The sequence below is a fragment of the Flavobacterium sp. genome (assembly GCF_049318185.1).
Lineage (GTDB): Bacteria > Bacteroidota > Bacteroidia > Flavobacteriales > Flavobacteriaceae > Flavobacterium.
On sequence record NZ_JBMOGV010000038.1, the window covers coordinates 1 to 20573 of the forward strand.

24 protein-coding genes are annotated in these 20573 nt (G+C 31.6%); 15 read left to right on the plus strand and 9 right to left on the minus strand.

The window, feature by feature from the left end; genetic code table 11:
- Positions 1-765, minus strand: a 765-nt coding sequence (locus ACOYLT_RS05245; protein ID WP_422852833.1) for an aminotransferase class V-fold PLP-dependent enzyme, incomplete at its 3' end; no start/stop codon positions are given.
- Positions 766-986: 221 nt separating this feature from the next.
- The gene (locus ACOYLT_RS05250) at positions 987-1718 is read right to left on the minus strand and encodes a biotin--[acetyl-CoA-carboxylase] ligase (protein ID WP_422852810.1); all 732 of its coding nucleotides are present in this window, start codon (positions 1716-1718) and stop codon (positions 987-989) included.
- 93 nt (positions 1719-1811) lie between these two features.
- On the opposite strand from ACOYLT_RS05250, the gene rsfS reads away from it, so the two are divergent.
- The 7 genes from rsfS (at position 1812) to ACOYLT_RS05285 (ending at position 7385) form a co-directional block, all read left to right on the plus strand.
- Complete coding sequence (rsfS, locus tag ACOYLT_RS05255) at positions 1812-2183, plus strand: ribosome silencing factor (RefSeq protein ID WP_422852811.1); 372 nt, start codon at positions 1812-1814, stop codon at positions 2181-2183.
- A 12-nt stretch (positions 2184-2195) separates the two neighbouring features.
- A complete protein-coding gene (gene ftsH / locus ACOYLT_RS05260; RefSeq protein WP_422852812.1) occupies positions 2196-4118 on the plus strand; it encodes an ATP-dependent zinc metalloprotease FtsH in 1923 nt (640 codons plus the stop codon).
- 115 nt (positions 4119-4233) lie between these two features.
- Positions 4234-4839, plus strand: coding sequence for a lactate utilization protein B/C (locus ACOYLT_RS05265; protein ID WP_422852813.1), 606 nt, complete (start codon positions 4234-4236; stop codon positions 4837-4839).
- Position 4840: 1 nt separating this feature from the next.
- Positions 4841-5674 carry a phosphatidate cytidylyltransferase gene (locus ACOYLT_RS05270; protein ID WP_422852814.1) on the plus strand — a complete coding sequence of 278 codons (834 nt, stop codon included), beginning with the start codon at positions 4841-4843 and terminating at the stop codon, positions 5672-5674.
- Entirely contained in the window at positions 5664-6317 is a 654-nt protein-coding gene (locus tag ACOYLT_RS05275; protein WP_422852815.1) for a phosphatidylserine decarboxylase family protein, read from the plus strand. The genes ACOYLT_RS05270 and ACOYLT_RS05275 overlap by 11 nt, the downstream gene beginning before the upstream one ends.
- A 10-nt stretch (positions 6318-6327) precedes the next feature.
- Positions 6328-6609, plus strand: a complete 282-nt coding sequence (locus ACOYLT_RS05280) for an acyl-CoA-binding protein (protein WP_422852816.1) — start codon at positions 6328-6330, stop codon at positions 6607-6609.
- The gene (locus ACOYLT_RS05285; protein ID WP_422852817.1) at positions 6606-7385 is read left to right on the plus strand and encodes a superoxide dismutase; all 780 of its coding nucleotides are present in this window, start codon (positions 6606-6608) and stop codon (positions 7383-7385) included. The genes ACOYLT_RS05280 and ACOYLT_RS05285 overlap by 4 nt, the downstream gene beginning before the upstream one ends.
- A 38-nt stretch (positions 7386-7423) precedes the next feature.
- On the opposite strand, the gene ACOYLT_RS05290 is transcribed toward ACOYLT_RS05285, so the two are convergent.
- Together ACOYLT_RS05290 and ACOYLT_RS05295 are read right to left on the minus strand one after the other, a co-directional pair.
- On the minus strand, positions 7424-9463 hold the full coding sequence (locus ACOYLT_RS05290) for a M13 family metallopeptidase (protein WP_422852818.1): 2040 nt from the start codon (positions 9461-9463) through the stop codon (positions 7424-7426).
- Positions 9464-9603: 140 nt separating this feature from the next.
- The gene (locus tag ACOYLT_RS05295; protein ID WP_422852819.1) at positions 9604-9798 is read right to left on the minus strand and encodes a hypothetical protein; all 195 of its coding nucleotides are present in this window, start codon (positions 9796-9798) and stop codon (positions 9604-9606) included.
- A gap of 176 nt (positions 9799-9974) precedes the next feature.
- Between ACOYLT_RS05295 and ACOYLT_RS05300 the strand changes: the two genes are divergently transcribed.
- From ACOYLT_RS05300 to ACOYLT_RS05325, 6 genes are all read left to right on the plus strand, one after another.
- Entirely contained in the window at positions 9975-11558 is a 1584-nt protein-coding gene (locus tag ACOYLT_RS05300) for a response regulator (RefSeq protein ID WP_422852820.1), read from the plus strand.
- Positions 11559-11568: 10 nt separating this feature from the next.
- Positions 11569-11976: a tRNA (adenosine(37)-N6)-threonylcarbamoyltransferase complex ATPase subunit type 1 TsaE gene (gene tsaE / locus ACOYLT_RS05305; RefSeq protein WP_422852821.1), complete on the plus strand. Its 408-nt coding sequence runs from the start codon at positions 11569-11571 to the stop codon at positions 11974-11976.
- Positions 11977-12021: 45 nt separating this feature from the next.
- Positions 12022-13215, plus strand: coding sequence for an alanine dehydrogenase (locus tag ACOYLT_RS05310; protein WP_422852822.1), 1194 nt, complete (start codon positions 12022-12024; stop codon positions 13213-13215).
- A 66-nt stretch (positions 13216-13281) separates the two neighbouring features.
- A complete protein-coding gene (locus ACOYLT_RS05315) occupies positions 13282-13665 on the plus strand; it encodes a DUF4258 domain-containing protein (protein ID WP_422852823.1) in 384 nt (127 codons plus the stop codon).
- A gap of 81 nt (positions 13666-13746) precedes the next feature.
- Positions 13747-14241, plus strand: a complete 495-nt coding sequence (locus ACOYLT_RS05320; protein WP_422852824.1) for an RNA polymerase sigma factor — start codon at positions 13747-13749, stop codon at positions 14239-14241.
- Positions 14242-14246: 5 nt separating this feature from the next.
- Positions 14247-14885, plus strand: a complete 639-nt coding sequence (locus ACOYLT_RS05325; RefSeq protein WP_422852825.1) for a hypothetical protein — start codon at positions 14247-14249, stop codon at positions 14883-14885.
- 136 nt (positions 14886-15021) lie between these two features.
- On the opposite strand, the gene ACOYLT_RS05330 is transcribed toward ACOYLT_RS05325, so the two are convergent.
- A complete protein-coding gene (locus tag ACOYLT_RS05330; protein ID WP_422852826.1) occupies positions 15022-15858 on the minus strand; it encodes a lysophospholipid acyltransferase family protein in 837 nt (278 codons plus the stop codon).
- A gap of 56 nt (positions 15859-15914) precedes the next feature.
- A complete protein-coding gene (locus ACOYLT_RS05335; RefSeq protein ID WP_422852827.1) occupies positions 15915-16559 on the minus strand; it encodes an NUDIX hydrolase in 645 nt (214 codons plus the stop codon).
- A gap of 61 nt (positions 16560-16620) precedes the next feature.
- Between ACOYLT_RS05335 and ACOYLT_RS05340 the strand changes: the two genes are divergently transcribed.
- Entirely contained in the window at positions 16621-17064 is a 444-nt protein-coding gene (locus tag ACOYLT_RS05340) for a DUF4268 domain-containing protein (RefSeq protein WP_422852828.1), read from the plus strand.
- Here the strand turns inward: ACOYLT_RS05340 and ACOYLT_RS05345 are convergent.
- Positions 17061-17357, minus strand: coding sequence for a DUF721 domain-containing protein (locus ACOYLT_RS05345; protein WP_422852829.1), 297 nt, complete (start codon positions 17355-17357; stop codon positions 17061-17063). The genes ACOYLT_RS05340 and ACOYLT_RS05345 overlap by 4 nt on opposite strands.
- Before the next feature lie 22 nt (positions 17358-17379).
- Entirely contained in the window at positions 17380-17796 is a 417-nt protein-coding gene (locus ACOYLT_RS05350; RefSeq protein ID WP_422852830.1) for a hypothetical protein, read from the minus strand.
- A gap of 226 nt (positions 17797-18022) precedes the next feature.
- Between ACOYLT_RS05350 and ACOYLT_RS05355 the strand changes: the two genes are divergently transcribed.
- Entirely contained in the window at positions 18023-19108 is a 1086-nt protein-coding gene (locus tag ACOYLT_RS05355; RefSeq protein WP_422852831.1) for a serine hydrolase domain-containing protein, read from the plus strand.
- 1 nt (position 19109) lies between these two features.
- Here the strand turns inward: ACOYLT_RS05355 and ACOYLT_RS05360 are convergent, their stop codons facing one another.
- Complete coding sequence (locus ACOYLT_RS05360) at positions 19110-20105, minus strand: VIT1/CCC1 transporter family protein (protein ID WP_422852832.1); 996 nt, start codon at positions 20103-20105, stop codon at positions 19110-19112.
- Positions 20106-20573 lie beyond the last annotated feature (468 nt).

The window sequence follows — 20573 nt, forward strand, 5'->3', positions numbered from 1 at the left end:
AAATTTATGAGGCGAAAAGAAAATAGCATCTAAATAACTTTCTTCATCAGGATGCATGTCAATGTCAACATAAGGACCAGAACAAGCAAAGTCAACAAAACATAAACCATTGTTTTGATGCATCAATTTAGCCACTTCATGATAAGGAGTTTTTATACCTGTTACATTAGAACAAGAAGTAATAGAAGCTATTTTAAAACTTCTGTGTTTATGTTTCTCAAGTAACTTTTTAAATTCATTTAGACAAAATAATCCATCTTCATTTGCTTGAATCACAACTACATCTGCCATTGTTTCTAACCAAGATGTTTGATTAGAATGATGCTCCATATGAGAAATAAAGACAACGGGCCTAATTGCCTGTGGAATGGCTGTAAACTCTTTTATGTTTTCAGGAATTTTTAATCCTAAAATACGCTGGAACTTGTTAACCACGCCAGTCATTCCGGTTCCGGTATTAATTAAAATATCATTCTCATTGGCATTAACATGCTTTTTAATTATGTTCTTTGCTTCATGATAAGCCATTGTCATAGCAGTACCAGAAACAGTAGTTTCTGTGTGTGTATTGGCTACAAAAGGACCAAAATCGTTTATCAATTTTTCTTCAATTGGACGATATAATCTTCCACTAGCAGTCCAATCCGTATAAATGATTTTCTTTTTTCCAAAAGGTGACTCAAACTCTTGATTAATCCCAATAATATTTTGGCGGAATTGATCAAAATAATATTCTAACTCGGTTTGAGTTTCAATGGTATTCATTTGGTAATTATTAGTTTTCAAAGATACATTTTTTTGAATTTCAATCTATTTTATACAAAGCTGTCTAATATTTTATGATTTAATTTAATCAGTAATTATAAAATTTTTATTTGGACACAGTTTTTGAAATAGCTTACGCCAAAAAATTGAGCAAAATAATAACATAACAAAACTTAAATCTAATTTTAAAAGAATAATTAATTGTTAAAAAAATATCAAAATTAAAACAGCATCTTTATTTGTTTAGCTTCATAAAAATGAAGCTCTTGATCATCCTGAAACAAAGCAAGTTTCCCGTCTTTGTTTACATGTTTTACTTCTCCAATAAATCGTTTGTCATAGCTATCTATAAATAGCATAGGTATATTTTTTTTGAATAAGACTTCATTATACAACTCCCAAATGTAATGCTTCCTCTTGGTAGCTAAAGTTACATAACTATCTATCAAGTTTACCATAAGTATTGCTAATTCTTCCAAGCTATCATAAGTTGTCTCTCTAAATAATTTTATGGAAGTGGCAACAGGCAACCCTTTAAAAATAGTTTGATTCACATTTAATCCTATACCGACTATAGCGGTGAAAGATCCATCAGGTTTTAAAATATTTTCAATTAGAATCCCAGCTATTTTTTTTTCACCTGCCATAATGTCGTTTGGCCATTTAACAAAAATATTATCTATTTCCAAAGAACTTAACAACTTTGCCATTGCAACTGCAACAGCCGCATTAATATCAAAAACAGTTATCAAATCTTGTGGTAAATCTTTAATCAAAACACTCATTGTTAGATTCTTGCCTGGCTCAGAAATCCATTTAGCACCAAGCTGTCCCTTACCATTGGTTTGCTCATGAGCTATAACAACAGTATAGTTTTCAAGTTCTTTTTCTCTAACTAGTTGCTTCAAATAATCATTTGTGGAATCTATGGCATCGAGTTTGATTATGTTCATGAGAGGAATGTAAATATTAACTAATTTTAAACTTTTGTTAAGCAAAAATAATGACAAAAATGAATACCTTTGCAAAACATACATAAATACTAAATGACGAAGAAAACGGTTAACACAGATGTACTGCTAGCAAACATCATAAAAGGCATAGAAGAAGTAAAAGGTAATGACATTGATATCCTCGATTTAAGAGCAATAGATACAGCCGTTTGTGATTATTTTATCATTTGTAACGGAAACTCAAATACACAAGTTAACGCTATAGTTAACTCCATCCAAAAACTAGTATCCAAAGAATTAAAAGACAAACCATGGCATGTGGAAGGCACGGACAATGGTGAGTGGGTTTTGATGGATTATGTGGACATAGTAGTTCATGTGTTCCAAAAACAAATCCGTGAATTTTATAACATCGAAGGACTTTGGGGCGATGCCCAAATTACTACCATTCCAAATAATTACTAATTAAATTAAAAAATGGCTAACGAAAAAAAACCTAATAATTTTAAAATAAGTCCTTGGTGGATATATGCCGGATTGATTTTACTATTCTTCGCTCTAAATTTTATAGGTGGTTCAAGTTTTCAAGACGCTACCAAAATATCTTCCTCAAAATTCAACGAATACCTTGACAAAGGAGAAATTGAAAAGGTTATAGTTTATAATAAAACTGAAGGAGAAGCTTATTTATCAGCTGCAGCACTCAAAGAAAAAGCACACAACAAAGTGGCAAAAGATATGTTAGGAAATGCTAACAAAGGGCCACACTATTCCTTTGATATTGGTAATGATGAAGTTTTTCAAAACAAAATTGAAAAAGCAAAACAGACTGGAGTATTAAAAGATTATGATTTTAAAGCTAAAAGTGATTGGTCGGAAATATTCATAAGTCTGTTACCAATAATTGTTATCATAGGTCTATGGATATTAATCATGCGAAGAATGTCTGGTGGAGCTGGTGGCGGTGGCGGAGGTCAAATCTTCAATATCGGAAAATCAAGAGCAAAACTTTTTGACGAAAAAACAGATTTAAAAACAACTTTTAAAGATGTAGCCGGATTAGAAGGAGCCAAAGAGGAAATTCAGGAAATAGTAGAATTCCTTAAAAATCCAGAAAAATATACTGCCCTTGGCGGAAAAATACCAAAAGGAGCCTTACTAGTTGGCCCTCCAGGAACAGGAAAAACATTATTAGCCAAAGCCGTTGCTGGCGAAGCTAAAGTGCCATTCTTCTCTTTATCTGGTTCTGATTTTGTAGAAATGTTTGTAGGTGTTGGAGCATCTCGTGTTAGAGATTTATTTAAACAAGCCAAAGACAAAGCACCAGCAATTATCTTCATTGATGAGATAGATGCTGTAGGTCGTGCACGTGGAAAAAACAATTTCTCTGGTGGTAATGATGAACGTGAAAATACACTAAACCAATTATTAACAGAGATGGATGGTTTTGGAACCAATACACATGTAATTGTATTAGCAGCCACTAACCGAGCTGATGTTTTAGACAAAGCCTTAATGCGTGCAGGACGTTTTGACCGTCAAATTTATGTTGACTTACCAGACATCAGAGAACGTAAAGAAATATTTGAAGTGCATTTACAACCCTTGAAAAAAGTAGATGATTTAGATGTTGATTTCTTAGCCAAACAAACGCCAGGTTTTTCTGGAGCTGATATAGCCAACGTATGTAACGAAGCAGCTTTAATAGCGGCTAGAAATAACAAAACCGCAGTTGACAAACAAGATTTCTTAGACGCTGTTGATAGAATTGTAGGAGGTTTAGAAAAGAAAAATAAAATAGTTACTACTGCAGAAAAACATGCAATTGCTGTTCATGAAGCAGGTCATGCCACCGTTAGTTGGATGTTAGAACATGCCGCACCTTTAATCAAAGTTACTATTGTACCTAGAGGACAAAGCCTTGGTGCCGCATGGTATTTACCAGAAGAACGATTAATTGTTAGACCAGAGCAAATGCTAGATGAAATGTGTGCTACCATGGGCGGACGTGCTGCTGAAAAAGTAATCTTCAATAAAATTTCAACTGGTGCATTAAGTGATTTAGAAAAAGTGACCAAACAAGCGCGAGCTATGGTAACCATTTATGGTTTGAGTGATATATTAGGAAACATAACCTACTATGATTCTTCGGGACAAAGTGAATATAATTTTTCAAAACCTTATTCAGAAGAAACAGCATTAGTAATAGATAAAGAAATTTCTAATTTAATAGAAACTGAATACCAAAGAGCTATAAAATTGCTTGAAGATAATAAAGATAAATTAGAACAATTAGCAGCTATTTTAATTGAAAAAGAAGTTATTTTTAAAGATGATTTAGAAAATATTTTTGGAAAAAGACCATTTGACATTCCATCAGAAGAGACTGATATTGTATAAGTAAAATAGGTTTTTTAACATTTTTTTAAAATCTTAATTTAAAAGTTACTTTTGAATTAAGATTTTTTTATCTTTGGAGGATTTCAATTTCTAAATTAGATTATACCAACAGAGCATGAGTATTTTCAGAAAAATTTTTGGCACTGGTAATGATGCCTCTGACGAAGAAAGTCAAAGCGAATTTAATAATACCCCTTCTAGCTTTTCGTTGCTTCCAGTTGACGAAAAGTTTACTTATAATTTCAAAAAAAATGGCGGAAAATTTTTATACTGCGAAAATTTGAATGAAGTAAAAGACCAGTTTTTAAATATTTTGGAAGAAAATGATTGGTTCGAATGTGAAGCATTATGTTATGAAACAAAACTCTTCAGTATTCTAGACGAAAATAAATTACTTTATGACAAACCGAGTAATCCGAAATTTTTATTTGCAAGTTGCGAAAATTTAATTGCCGATGAAGGTTCAGTGCTTTTTTCTTCCAATCAAATCAAACAAAATAAACCAAATGACTTGCCAATCAATATCATCATATTAGCCACTACAAGTCAAATACTAGAAACCAAAAGCGATGGTCTTCGTGTGATCAAAAAGAAATACGACAAAGATTATCCAACCAATATTACTGCCATAAAATATTTTGAAAAAGCAAAAGATGAAGACTTCCTTCAATATGGAAGTACCGCTAAAAATTTATATCTATTGCTTTTAGAAGATTTATAGTATGAATACCACTTTAAAAAGAGCTATATCTGGAGCTGTTTATGTACTGCTTTTAGTTGGAGCTACTTTATATTCTCCCTATAGTTTTCTTTTGCTTTTTGGCATTTTATTACTATTTTCTGTAGTAGAGTTCTGCAAGTTAGTGCAACTTAAACCTTTTTTACCTTTAACATTAGCAACTTTTGGGTTTATACTTTTCAATTTAAACAATACTATTAAAACAAATGAAATTTTATTATTAATTTCAACTTTAGTAGTATCTGTAAAATCGCTTTTATTTTTATTTGAAAAAGAAACTAAATACATAAACACTGCCTCTAAATATGTTTTTCTGATTGGTTATCTTATTGTACCCATTATAATTTTTACCAAAATTCCATTTCTAAATGCAGATGATCAATTCATAAATATTCATACTATAAATTATAATCCAAAAGTAATTATTAGTATATTAGTAATCATTTGGATGAATGATACATTTGCTTATTTAGTGGGAATAAGCATTGGAAAGAACAAACTTTTTGAAAAAATATCACCAAAAAAAACCATTGAAGGATTTGTTGGCGGAATATTTTTTTCAATGATTACGGGCATTATATTAGCTACTTATTATTTATATCAATCCATAATTCAATGGATAATACTAGCACTAATTATTGGTGTGTTTGGAACTTTGGGTGATTTAATAGAATCAAAGTTTAAAAGAAATGCAGGAGTAAAAGATAGTGGTACTATAATGCCCGGTCATGGTGGTTTCCTAGATCGACTAGATAGTATTATATTTGTGGCACCATTTATCTATTTATTTTATCAAATTTTATATTATGTTTCATAAAGAAGGCGGAAAAATCATAGCAATTGCTAGTTCACTTACAGTATTTATTTTCCTTTTATCACACAAATTTGTTGCTGATATTTTTTGGTTAGAAAAAGGAATTCAAATAGTCACATTATTTTTCTTAGTGATGATTTTGCAATTTTTCAGAAACCCAAGACGAATTGTTACACTAAATGACGACCATATTATTGCGCCTGTAGATGGAAAAGTAGTAGTAATTGAAGAAGTATTTGAAGAGGAATATTTCAAAGATAAACGGTTGCAAGTTTCTATATTCATGTCACCAATAAATGTTCATGTTACGAGATATGCCGCTAGCGGAAAAATAAAATTTAGTAAATACCATCCCGGAAAATACTTAGTAGCTTGGCATCCAAAAGCAAGTACTGAAAATGAAAGAACAACAGTGGTTGTAGAAACTAAAGAATTTGGAGAAATTCTTTATCGTCAAATTGCTGGTGCATTAGCTCGACGCATCGTAAATTATGCCGAAGTAGGACAAGAAGTAATTCAAGGTGAAGATGCAGGATTTATTAAATTTGGATCTAGAGTAGATATCTATTTGCCAATAGGAACAAAAGTTAATGTACATTTGAATGACATAGCTATTGGAGGAAAAACAATAGTGGCAACAAAATAAAAGTTTAAGCATGTCAGAAAAAGAATTAGAAGTTCGTTTTCAAGAAGCCGTAGAAGCCGCTTCAGAGATGACACAATCATCTTTACCACAAGATGAACAATTGCGGTTATATGCTTATTATAAACAAGCTACTTTTGGAACTATAGATTATAATAGTGCTTCCAATTTTGATTTAAGAAATGCTTTTAAAACCAACGCTTGGATGCAAATAAGTCATTTAACTATTGAAGAATCAAAAGAATTATATATAGAAGCTATCAACGATATACTAAAAAGAAAAAATAGATTATGAAGAAAATATTTTCACTAGTTCTTTGTTTTTCTGTAGTTGTACTTACATCATCCTGTAAAAGAAAAAAACTTACTGAAGTAGTTGAGGTTCCATTACCAGCTACAGAAGAAAAAATAACCATTGGTAGTCCAGATGATGTTGCTGCTGATGATGGGCAATTCAATCTAGTGAAATTACCCTACGAGTACAATGCTCTTGAACCTAATATTGACATTCTTACAATGAATATTCATTATTCTAAACACTATTTAACCTACACCAATAATCTTAATAAAATAGTAACTGCTGACCCAACATTAGTTGATCTAACTATTGAAGATATACTTAAAAAGCTAGACGTTAGTAATAATGATTTACGAAATAATGCTGGGGGATATTATAATCATACTTTATTTTGGGAAGGAATGGCTCCAAAAGCTGGCGGACAACCAAAAGACACTTTAGCATCAATTATCAAAAGAGATTTTGGTTCTTTCGATGAATTTAAAAGTCAATTTATGAATGCGGCCGAAAAGCAATTTGGTTCAGGTTGGGCTTGGTTACTAGTTGATAAATCTGGTAAATTAGAGATAACAAGTACTACAAATCAAGATAATCCTTTGATGCCAAAGCAAACTATATCGGGAACACCTATTTTAAATTTGGATGTTTGGGAACATGCTTATTATTTAGACTATCAGTATAAACGTAAAAAGTATATCGAAAACTTCTTTAAAATTATCAATTGGAACAAAGTTTCCGAACGGTATGAAGAAGCAACAGCCACAAAGAATTAATGTAAATCCCCAACTTTACGCTGAGATTTTTATTTTAATTACCAAATAACAACTCTCAAATTATCGGATTGATACATTTTGCTACCTGGTTTTATATTGAAAGCTTTATAAAATTCAGGTATATTCATTAATGGTCCATTAATTCTAAATTGGGCTGGTGAATGAACATCAACCATGATTTGTCTGGCTAATGCCTCATCTTTGGCATTTATCATCCATGCATAACCATAGGCTAAGAAATAGCGTTGCTCTGGAGTTAAACCACTAATTTTTTCTTTGTTTTTATACTGAGATGATTTTTTAAAAGCTTCAAAACCCATAACTACACCACCCAAATCAGCGATATTCTCACCTTGTGTTGCATCGCCGTTAACAAATTTACCTTTTAATGGTTCAAACTTGTTGAATTGCTCCACTATAAGTTTTGTTTTTTGCTTAAACTTTGCTAAATCTTCTGCTGTCCACCAGTTTTTCAAGTTTCCGTTTTCATCATATTGACTTCCTTGGTCATCGAAACCATGGGTAATTTCATGTCCAAAAGTTGAACCTCCAATAATACCATATAAAATAGCATCATCTGGCATTCTACCTTCATAACCTGGTACTAATATATTACATGCAGGGACAACAATTTCGTTATTGCTAGGATTATAATAAGCATTATAGGTCTGTGGATACATATTCCATTCTGTTCTATCAACTGGTTTTCCAAATTTATTGATCATATAATTATAACTCCATTTATTTGTTGCTATTACATTGGCACAATAAGAGTTTCTATTAATTACCACACTACTCATATCCTTCCATTTGTCTGGATATCCTACTTTCATCACAATTTTACTCAATTTTTGCAATGCTTTTTGTTTGGTAGCTTGACTCATCCAATCTAGTTTTTTGATACGCTCAGCATAGACATCTCGAATATTATTACCTATTTCTAAAAGTTTTTCTTTAGACCCTTTAGGCAAATAATCTGCAACATATACTTGGCCTATCAATTCACCCAATGAACCATCTGTTTGCTCCACTACTCTTTTCCATCTTGGTTTTTGTTCTTTTACTCCGTTCATGACTGTTGAATAAAAAGCAAAATTTTGATTCTCAACAGCTTTATTCAAATAAGACGCATAGGAATTAACTAAATCCCATTTCAAATAGGTTTTCCAATCATTTATAGAATAACTAGTAACGATTTTATTTAAACCTTTATAAAACTCTGGTTGACCAACTATAACAGTGTCAGCTTTTGTAATACCCAACTGTGGTAAAACATTCTCCCAAGCTATTGTTGGTGTTGATGCTTTAAATTGAGCTAAAGACATTTTATTGTAATTTTTAACTGGATCACGAAGAGCTTCTAATTTTCTGCTAGTTTTAGCCAAATCAGTTTCTATTTTTAAAATAGTAGCAGAGGCATTTTTTGCAACAGTGGCATCATTACCTAAGAACTGCATCATAACCTGCAAATGATTTGCATACTCATTTCTTATTTTAATAGTTTGCTCATCCGTATTAAAATAATAGTCTCTTTCACCTAATCCTAAACCACCTTGTCCAAAAAACAAAGCGTGTTTTGAACTGATTTTATCATCTTGTGACACATAAAATGAAAATGCCGGACTTGCTCCAATGGTATGAAGATAGCCAATAGTATTCATTAATGAAGGAATGTCGTTTATAGCATCAATTCTATTAAATTCTGATAACAAGGGTTTTAACCCTAATTTTTCTATGGAAAGTGTATCCATTCCTGATGCATAAAAATCGCCTATTTTTTGTTCGTTACTACCTTTTGCAGCCTCTGTATTTTTAGATGACTTTTCACAAATATCTTTAATCTGAGCGTTGATAGTATCACCTATCATTCTGAAAATTCCATTACTAGATTCACTATTTGGAATTGGATGTTTTTTGAACCAACCCCCATTAGCATAATGAAAAAAATCTTCACTAGGACTAACAGTAGTATCTCTGTTTGTAATTAATGGATCTTCAAATTGTAGTTCTTTTTTGTTACAGCTAATTAAAAGAAAAGCTGAGAAAAAGCTGATGATGAGTATGTTTTTAAATTGCATAAAATTATTCTATTATATATATATTGGACTAAAACAAATAAAAATATTACCAAATGTATAGTATTACTTTGAAATTAAAAGTGAATTTAAAAAAAAAGTGTTTGAAAACTCAAACACTTTTAATTAGAACATTTTTTTAATTATGATTTTGTTTCTGCTTTTTTGGCAGCACAACATCCACTTTTTTTCTCACCTGCAGCACAAGATTTTTTTTCTTTAGCAGCTGATGATTTTTCAGTTTTTGCTTTTTCCTTTTTCTTTTCTTGTTCTTGAGCATTAACATTTACAGAAAACATAAAAGCTACAATAGCTAAAATTGAAACTACTTTTTTCATTATTTTTATTGTTATTAAATTAATACTAATTTTATTCTACATCAAATATAACTACTATTTTTATAATGAAATATTCTTTAACATTAATTTGATAAATAGTTATACCCTATTTTATAATAATTTTAATAATACTACGTTTTACATTATAGTAATTTGCACCAAATAATTAAACAACTATGGATACTATCAAAATACTTTGGGTTGATGATGAAATTGATTTATTAAAACCACATATTATATTTTTAGAAAAGAAAAACTATAAAGTCACTACCTATAATAATGGTCGTGATGCAATTGATGCCTATGAAGATGGTAATTTTGATATTGTTTTCCTTGACGAAAATATGCCTGGAATGAGTGGTTTAGAAACCCTACAGGAAATGAAAGAAAAAAAATCTTCTACACCTATAATTATGATCACTAAGAGTGAAGAAGAATATATCATGGAAGAAGCAATTGGTTCTAAGATTGCTGATTATTTGATTAAACCTGTAAATCCAAATCAGATATTATTGAGTTTGAAAAAAAACTTAGACCATTCAAGATTAATCTCTGAAAAAACAACACTTGATTATCAAAAAGAATTTAGAAAAATTACCATGGAAATGGCAATGGTTCGTAGTTATGAAGATTGGGTTGAATTATATAAAAAACTCATATTTTGGGAATTAGAATTAGAAAACATTAATGATCAGAGTATGATTGAAATTCTTGAAAGTCAAAAACTAGAAGCCAATGTACAATTCGGAAAATTTATTGAGCGTAATTATGAAGATTGGTTTGATCCAAAAGCTGATAAACCAATTCAATCTCATACACTTTTTAGAGAATTGGTTGTCCCTGAACTAGTAAAAAAAGACACCCGAGGCGGAGCCGAACAGAGCAAAGCTAAGTCAGTATTATTTGTAGTAATAGATAATCTTCGTTATGATCAATGGAAAGCTATTGAAAGTACCGTTGCCAATCACTATAAACTAGAAAAAGAAACACCTTATTTTGCTAGTTTACCAACCGCAACTCAGTATGCGAGAAATTCTATTTTCTCTGGATTGACTCCATTAGAAATGGAAAAACAATTTCCACAATATTGGAAAAATGATGTGGAAGAAGGTGGAAAAAATCTATATGAAGCTGAATTTTTAACGGCTCATTTAAAACGATTAGGTTTAAATATCAAACAAGATTATTTTAAAATCACCAATTTAGCAAGCGGTAAAAAACTAGCCGAAAACTTCAAAGGCTTAAAAGATAACGATTTGGTCACTGTAGTCTACAACTTTGTTGATATGCTTTCACATGCCAAAACCGAAATGGATGTTGTTAAAGAATTAGCTTCTGACGATAAAGCCTACCGCTCGTTAACTTTGAGTTGGTTTAAAAATTCACCTCTATTGGAAATCATCCAACAAGGACAAAAATTAGGTTTCAAACTAATAATAACAACAGATCATGGAACAATCAATGTTAAAAATCCATCAAAAGTTATTGGTGATAAAAACACGAGTTTAAACTTGAGATACAAAACAGGAAAGAGTTTGACCTATGAAGACAAAGAAGTCTATGCTATAAAAGATCCAAAAAAAATTGGGCTACCGACAATTAATATGAGTAGCTCCTATATTTTTGCTAAGAATGAATATTTTCTTGCTTATATTAATAACTACAACCATTATGTAAGTTATTATAGAAACACTTATCAGCATGGCGGAATTTCATTAGAAGAAATGATTGTTCCGTTTTTAGTTTTTAACCCAAAATAATATTTAGCCAATGGAAATAATCTATTCAATTGACGAAATACAAGAAGTGGCCAAAAAAATCATAGCTGAAAATCCAAATAAAATTGTTTTACTTCACGGCGATATGGGTGTTGGAAAAACTACTTTAATTAAAGCATTATCAAAAGAATTAGGTGTAAAAGATGCCACAAGTAGTCCAACTTTTTCATTAGTAAACGAGTATCAAACAGTCAAAAATCAATATGTTTATCATTTTGATGTATACCGTTTAAAAAATGAAACCGAAGCTTTGGATATGGGTATTGATGACTATCTATATTCTGGAAATTGGTGCTTCATTGAATGGGCAGAAAAAATTCCAAATCTTATTCCTGATGTTCACTCCATAATAAATTTGTCTCAAACCGCAGATGGCAAAAGACATTTAAGAATGACATAATTGAATAAAATTTTGTAATTTGGTACAAAAATTCAATTGTGCAGTATGGCTCTTACTCCTTTTACTAAACAGCAACTTTTACCTCAAGAGGAAAAATTAGAAGTGTATCGTCATAAAAGCGAACTTTTTATTGGTATTCCAAAAGAAACTTCCTACCAAGAAAGAAGGATTTGTTTAACTCCTGATGCTGTAAACTCATTAACTTCTCATGGCCATAAAATAATGATTGAGTCAGGAGCCGGATTAAGTTCTAGCTATACTGACAAAGAATTTAGCGATGCTGGAGCCACTATTACAAATGACACTAAAAAAGTATTAGGTTGCCCAATAATACTTAAAGTGGAGCCATTAACCATGGATGAAATTGCTTTACTAAATCCTAATGCAATTGTCATTTCTGCCATTCAATTAAAAACAAGAAAGGCTGCCTACTTTGAAGCATTAACTAAGAAAAAAATAACTGCATTAGCTTTTGAATATATCAAAGATGAAGATGGTTCTTATCCGGCTGTAAAATCATTGAGCGAAATTGCAGGAACTGCATCAGTATTAATCGCAGCAGAATTAATGATTAATAACGAGTTCGGTAAAGGATTATTACTGGGAAACATTACTGGTGTTCCACCTACAGATGTTGTGATACTTGGCGCTGGAACTGTAGGTGAATTTGCAGCAAAAACCGCTCTAGGATTAGGCGCAAGTGTAAAAGTTTTTGATAATTCCATTACAAAATTACGCCGTCTTCAAAACAATCTAAATCAACGTATATTTACTTCTACTATCCAACCAAAATCTTTACTGAAAGCTTTACGAAGATGTGATGTTGCTATTGGCGCGATGAGAGGAAAAGAACGTTGCCCAATTGTAGTTACCGAAACTATGGTGGAGCACATGAAAAAAGGCGCAGTCATAGTAGATGTTAGTATTGATACTGGGGGTTGTTTTGAAACTTCGGAAATAACTACACATGAATCACCTACATTTATTAAAAACAATGTAATTCATTATTGTGTCCCAAACATTCCATCGCGCTATTCTAAAACCGCTTCTCTATCAATTAGCAATATTATAACACCCTACTTACTTCAAATTGCCGAGGATGGAGGATTAGAAAGCGCCATTCGTTGTAACAAAGGGTTAAAAAATGGGGTTTACTTATATCATGGGATTTTAACCAACAAAGCTATAGGTGATTGGTTCAACTTGCCCGATAATGATATCAATCTTATTGTATTCTAAAATAAATATCTCTTTATAATTTATTGCAACTCTAACATTGATTACTTTTGCCAAAAAGTATTCAAAATGAAATTTTATCAACGATTTGCTTATTACTTTATAGGGTTTACTATAGGAATGTTTGTTGTTGCTTTAGTTTGGAACCGAAAAGATGTCCAATTTAACTATTTACCTAATGCTAGAGTTTTGAGTAACATTAGTAGTAAACCTATGTTTTATGACTCTTTAGTTATAAAACAATTCAATGAAAAATGGGTTGACACTTCAGATATTAGAAATACCCTGATTTATGGCGACGTTGATTTCAGTAAAAGTAATAGCAAGGAAAAAGGTGGTAAACTTTACACCATTTATGGTAAAACTAAACAAAACCTAGACATTATTCTAGAAATCATAAATTATGAGGATAAAGCGGTTTTGAGAAATATCTCTAAAAGAAAATCTGAATAATAATATTTTCCATTAACCTAAATAATAATTTAGATTTATTGAATCTGTAACAAAAAAATCACTTAGACTACTAAGAATACTATGAGTGAAGATTTTGAAAAATCATTTGTAAAGCAACTTAAGCAGAATCAAAACATTATCCACAAGATATGTAGGTTGTATACCAATGGTGAAGATGCTCACAACGATTTGTTTCAGGAAATCACCATTCAGTTATGGAAAGCCTTTCCAAAGTTTAGAGGTGATTCTAAATTCTCTACATGGGCTTATAGAGTAGCATTAAATACAGCTATTACTTTATATCGAAAAAGTACTCGAAGTGTTTCCACTATAAGCTACGAAGGGCAATATCATTTTATCAGTCCCGAAGAATATAACCACGCCGAAGAAGAACAAATCAAATTGATGTATCAAGCATTACAAAAGCTCAATGATATTGAGAAAGCTTTAGTTTTTCTTTATTTGGAAGACAAAAACTATACTGAAATAGCGGAAACTTTAGGAATTAGTGAAGTAAATGCAAGAGTCAAAATGAATAGAATTAAAGGAAAATTAATAAAAATACTAAATCCCTAAGAATTATGAAAGAGTTGGATTTATTTAAAAAAGCTTGGAAAAAAGATATTCAGTCATACCATCAAGTAACAGAAGTAGAAATATACAAAATGCTCCATACCAAATCATCCTCTATTGTAAAATGGATTTTGATTATTAGTATCATAGAAGTTTTATTTTGGACTGTCATAAGTGTCGTGTATAACACCGACGAATACTTAAAAAAAATGGATTTAGAAAACCTTAATATCTATTTCAAGGCATTAAATTTTTTTAACTATGCTGTGATTTTAGTTTTTATATATTTCTTTTATAAAAACTATGTAAAAATTTCGGTAACGGTATCAACCAAGCAATTGATGCAAGACATACTGAAAACCAGAAATACCGTTCAATATTACGTTTGGTATAATTTAACAATGATTTTATTTTCTCTAATTGCAGGTATTGCACTAGCTTTTGTATATAATCCAAAAATGGAATTACTAAAAGATAAAATTACTCATGAAAGTAATTATAATACTTTACTCATTATACTTGGGATTTTGGTACTTTGCTGTGTAATCATCGTGGGTTTATTTTGGCTGTTCTACCGTTTACTTTATGGCATCTTACTTAGAAAACTCAATGCCAATTTCAAAGAATTAATGAAAATAGATTTATAGAAATTAGGCATTAGTAAACATTTAAGACTTTCTTTATTTAATTGGGAGTATTTCCTTAAATAGGATTTTTTCTTAAAATATTTTTGCTTTTTTAAAGTGATAAATACAAAAAAAATCCTCTAGAGGGATTTACCTTTTAATTTGTTTTGCTTTTGCTACTATAATCTACCTGCCATTGACGAAGTGTATTCAAACGCTCTTGCTCTTCAATTTCTTCGGCTGGAATTACATTTAAAAAAGAGGGATGTTGCTCAATGGCGTATGCCACTTTTTCTACAATTTGATCAATAGTTTCATTCTCATAATCTATTTCTAGAGGTTCTTTGATGATGAAAGATTGAAGAATATTTTTCTTTTTGAGACGTAATCCTTTTTTGTCAAATGAACGACGGAAACCGTCAATCACAATAGGCACTACAACAGGTTTATATTGTTTTATGATATGTGCGGTGCCTTTTCTAACGGGTTTGAATGACTTAGTTGTTCCTTGAGGAAAGGTAATCACCCAACCGTCTTCTAGGGCAATTCTAATATTCTCCGAATCGTTTGGATTTACTTCGCGCTTTTCGGTAACGTCTTTGCCACCAGCACGCCAAGTTCTTTCTACACTAATAGCACCTACATAGGCCAAAATTCTTGGTAACAAACCTGCTTTCATGGTTTCACTTGCCGCAACATAATAGATGTTCATCTTCGGTTGCCACAAATAGCCCACGTTTTTTATATTGTCCTGTCTACCCGAAAGACTGGCATTAAAAACATGAAACATAGCTACTACATCGGCAAAATAAGTTTGGTGATTGGAAATAAAGAGTACGTTCTTATCTGGCAATGCTTTGATAATTTCGGAACCTTCAATATACAACTCATTAAATCCGTGATACCTTCTATGGGTAAGGACACCAAAAATTCGAATCAACCATTTTTTGATGAAAAGTATATGACCAAAAGGATTCCTTTTTAATAAACCCATAATTTTATAATGTTACTTCCTAACTTTCGGGAGGCAAATCTACAAAAACTTATAGTTTATAGAATCATTTTTATGGTTTCTTTGAGCTCACTCATCATCATGGCAGTTGCCCCCCAAATGAAGTGTTCCTTCACCTGAAAACCTGGAACTTCGATAGCACCAGCATAAGAAGTTTGCATGGTTATTTGCATCAAAATAGTATCATCCAAAAATTCCGCCAAAGGAAGTTCAACCATTCCTGCCACCTCATCTTGCTGTAAAGTGAAATCTAATTCGTTCTCACTATAACCCAAAAAAGGATATACCATATAATTGCTCGGCGGAATATAAACTTCGGTAAAAGAGCGAACTACATTAATATGATTAGGATGGATTCCAATTTCTTCGTGGGTTTCTCTAATAGCTGTATGTTGCAAATCAAGGTCATCCTCTTCCACCTTTCCTCCTGGGAATGCAATTTGAGAAGAATGCACCCCATTATAAGAGGTTCTGACAATTAAAGCCAAATGGGTTTGAGTATTCTTAGGATAAAAAAGCATCATCACCGCCGCTTTTTTGGGTTTGATTTTAGTAAAATCAGTATTTCTCATTAACTCCTCCCTTTTTGGTGGAACCATTTTTAAATGTGCATGCGTTGCTGGAAGGTCAACATTTAGTATTTTTGGCGTATATTTTAAAAACTCATCGAATAGCATACCCATTAGTTTTGATATATAAAGTTACCTTAAAAAAATTAAAGTACACCACTATTACAACAATAAAATGTATAGCAAAGAAGAAGCACTACTAATAAAAAAAGAATTTTGGACTGCTTTTGCTGAGGCATATCCCCGAAAATGGTTACTCTATGACACTAAAATAAAAGATGTTACTTTTAAATTTTTTATAGACAATAAAAAAGCGCAAGTACTCCTAGATATTGAACCCAAAGACGAAGAAAAAAGAAAAATTTATTTTGAAAAGATAGAATCGCTCAAGACTATTTTGTTAGAAGACTATCTCCCTGAAGCCATTTTGGAACGCAATTATTATCTTGAATCAGGAAAAGTGATAAGTAGAATTTGGATAGAAAAACTAGAAGTAAGTTTAAACAACAGAAGCTATTGGCCTACCATTTTTGATTTCTTTAGTAAAACTATGGCACAATTTGAATTGTTTTATTTTGAATATGAAGAGTATATCAAAGATTTAGACATTAATACCTAACGCAGAATTATAGCTGTAACGACATCCTTACGTAATTCATCATTTATCATGGCAATTATTTTCTGTTTGCCATAACTTAATTCTTCACGCAAAACAGATGATGTTAAGGAAACATATAAGGTAGTACCTTTAAGCAAAACTTCTTTTGTATAGCTATTGACTCCATTACCCATCAATGATTTCCAAGCCGCTTCCACATCAATTTTGTCCATACCAACTTGAAGCTTATTTACTTGTATAAACTCTTTTAAAACATCGCCAATAGGGCTTTCATTGCTTTGTCTTTTTGCCATTTGTGTTGAATTTATTGTAGTATTACTTTAAGGAAAAAGGTTTGAATTTTTTATAGGTATATTCTAAGTTGATTTTATTTTTCAACACTAAAGTGGAGTCGGCAATTTCAACGATTTCTTCTTGCCATTTTCCATAATTAGTTTGGTATTCAATAAAAAAAGTATGGTCTTTTTCTATAATCTTAATAGTTTCTTTGATGCCATTAGTTCTGTAAGTCCCATCTAATTGAGGCATCACTTTTTGACGGAAACCTGAATTATTTTTTAGTTCAAAAAAATCTATGGTTTCATTAACTTTATAGTCCTTATTTTCACCATCAGAAAGTTTCACTTGTTTGATTTCCCAATACCCGTTGAGTTTATTTAAGTCTTCCTTCTTCACCTCAGCATGGCAAGAAATTAATAATGTGGTTAGCAATAGAAATCCTATTTTTTTCATGTTACTTCAAGTATTTTTTTTACAAATTCTGCTCTTAAATCATTTACAAAAAATAATTTGCTTGTTTTGATGTATTATAGAGGGTAATAAACCTAAATTTTATTTCAAATCCTAATTCACAAATTTAAATTTTTTAACTTTATAAATTCGTAAAAATTTGAAATTAATAGTATCAACATTAAACTATTTAATACTTTTATAATCTTACAAGAAATCGTTACATACTATGAAAAAAATATTCCTACTCTTATTAGTTTCTATTTTTAACTTAAGTTGTAGTTCTGAAGCGTCTTCGTCCAATACGCCGCAGGAGCAAATGTATTTTCCTCCCAATAATGGAAGCACCACTTGGGAAACAAAAACTATAGCTAATCTGGGTTGGAATCAAAATGCAGTACAACCACTATTAGATTATTTACAACTAAAAAATTCAAAGTCATTTATGATTTTGGTCAACGGAAGAATTGTCATGGAGAATTATTTCAATGGCCACACGGCAACCACGCTATGGAAATGGAATAGTGCTGGAAAAACTCTAACCACGACAGTTACTGGAATTGCCGAACAGGAAGGTTTTATAAATACCAACCATAAAGTATCCGATTATTTAGGAACTGGGTGGACAAGTGCGCCGTTGAACAAAGAAAATTTAATTACTTGCAAAAATTTATTAAGCATGAATTCAGGTTTAGATGATACTTTGGGTGATGAAGTGTCTCCAAGTAATCTTAAATATCTAGTCGATGCTGGGACTCGTTGGGCCTATCATAATGTATATGTAAAACTGCAAGATGTTGTAGAACAAGCCACAGGCCAAAGCTGGAATACATATTTCAACACCAAATTACGGGATAAAATCGGGATGAGTTCTAATGGATTTTGGTATATAGGAACAGGTGCAAATTTAGGATTGAAAATTTATTTCAGTACTACGCGTAGTATGGCTCGATTTGGACTTTTAGCTTTAAACAATGGAACGTGGAATGGAACACAAATAATCAATTCTAATTATCTTAATCAAGCTACAACTACTTCTCAAAACATCAATTTAGCTTATGGTTATTTGTGGTGGCTGAATGGTAAAACCAGTTATCATTTACCCCAAACTCAACTGCAATTCAATGGAAGTTTAGTTGCATCAGCACCTTCTGATATGTATTGTGCTTTAGGAAAAGACGACCAAAAAATATATGTTGTACCAAGCAAAAAAATGGTAGTCATTAGAATGGGTGATGCAGCGGATAGCGCCAACTTAGCACTCTCTAATTTTGATGAAACACTTTGGACAAAAATTAGTGCATTGTATCAGTAATTTATCCCATTACCGAAACGCCTATCAATTTTCCGATACCGAAAGTTATTGCCGCAGCTAGTAAGCCGAACAAAACTTGACGAAAACCTGAATACCAAACACTTTTCCCAGTAAATAATGTGATACTTGCTCCTATCAAGAACAATCCGAAGGCACTCATGAGTGTGCTAATAATGACCGCTTTCATTCCTCCTAAAAAGAAAAATGGAATTACTGGAATTATAGCTCCTATTCCAAAGAGAATAAATGAGGAAATGGCTGCTTCCATAGCAGAACCTTTGAGATCTTCTGGGTTGATGCCTAGTTCTTCTTTAATAAGTATTTCGTGTGCTTGGTCTTTATTTTTCATAATATCGGCAGCCATTTGTTTGGCTTGTGCTTCTGGAATACCTTTTGAAAAATAAATTAATGCCAGTTCTTTTTCTTCGCCTTCTGGGTTGGTTTCTAGTTCTTCCAGTTCTAGTTGCATTTGGTTTTCGTAAAGTTCTTGCGAACTTTTAACAGATATCCATTCGCCGAGTGCCATAGATAGTGCTCCGGCCAGCAGGCCAGCGATACCGGCTAATAACACTCCTGAATTGCCACTAGTTGCCCCTGCAATACCCATAACCAAACTGAAATTAGACACTAATCCATCATTACCACCTAATACGGCAGCACGTAACGCATTTCCACCTACATTGCGATGGCGTTTTTCAAAACGGGCAAGAGTAGCACCCGACATTTTCTTATCATTACTTAGGATGTTTTTCAGAATAGTAACATGGGCAGTGTCTGATATAGACTCTTTGGTCTTAGTTTGTTTACGGGCGTTAATTACCGACGATGAAATACTCTTTTCTGTATCTAGCAAAACTCCTAGTATATAATCGAAGCCAATCAATCTGCCTATAAAATGCAATACTTTGGCCCTACTTGATGGTTGAGGCAAATGACTTTCGTCTAAATTATTTTTGGCAAGAAATGCAACGGCATGGCCATGTTCTATAGCGCTCATTTCGTGAAATATGTAGGCAACGTTCTCATCAGATTCGTTTGCTGCTAAAATTTTATAGAGAAAACTTGCGTCTACCTCCGTTTGTATGCTTTTTAAACTTATCATAATGGATTTTAGTTGGTGTTCCTAAAGTAATGCTTTTTTTTGATTTTTCAAAATAATAAATACGCAACATAACATACCAAAAATCACTTCCTACATTCTATACATTTTTAACTAAAAAAACTTCCCAACGCACCATCCTACTCACTTTTTACTTTTAAGGTTGTTTTTTATTTTAACATATATTAATTAATCTTTAAATCTGTATTAATTCATTTTTTAATTAAATTAAAATATTTATGTTTGCACTTTTTAAAAATCTTTTCATAAAATATTTATGATTTGTAAAAAAAATTATCAAAAAAGCAATTGTAGAAAATAAATTTTAACAATAAAATTACAAAAAACGGAAAGCCGAAGCCAATA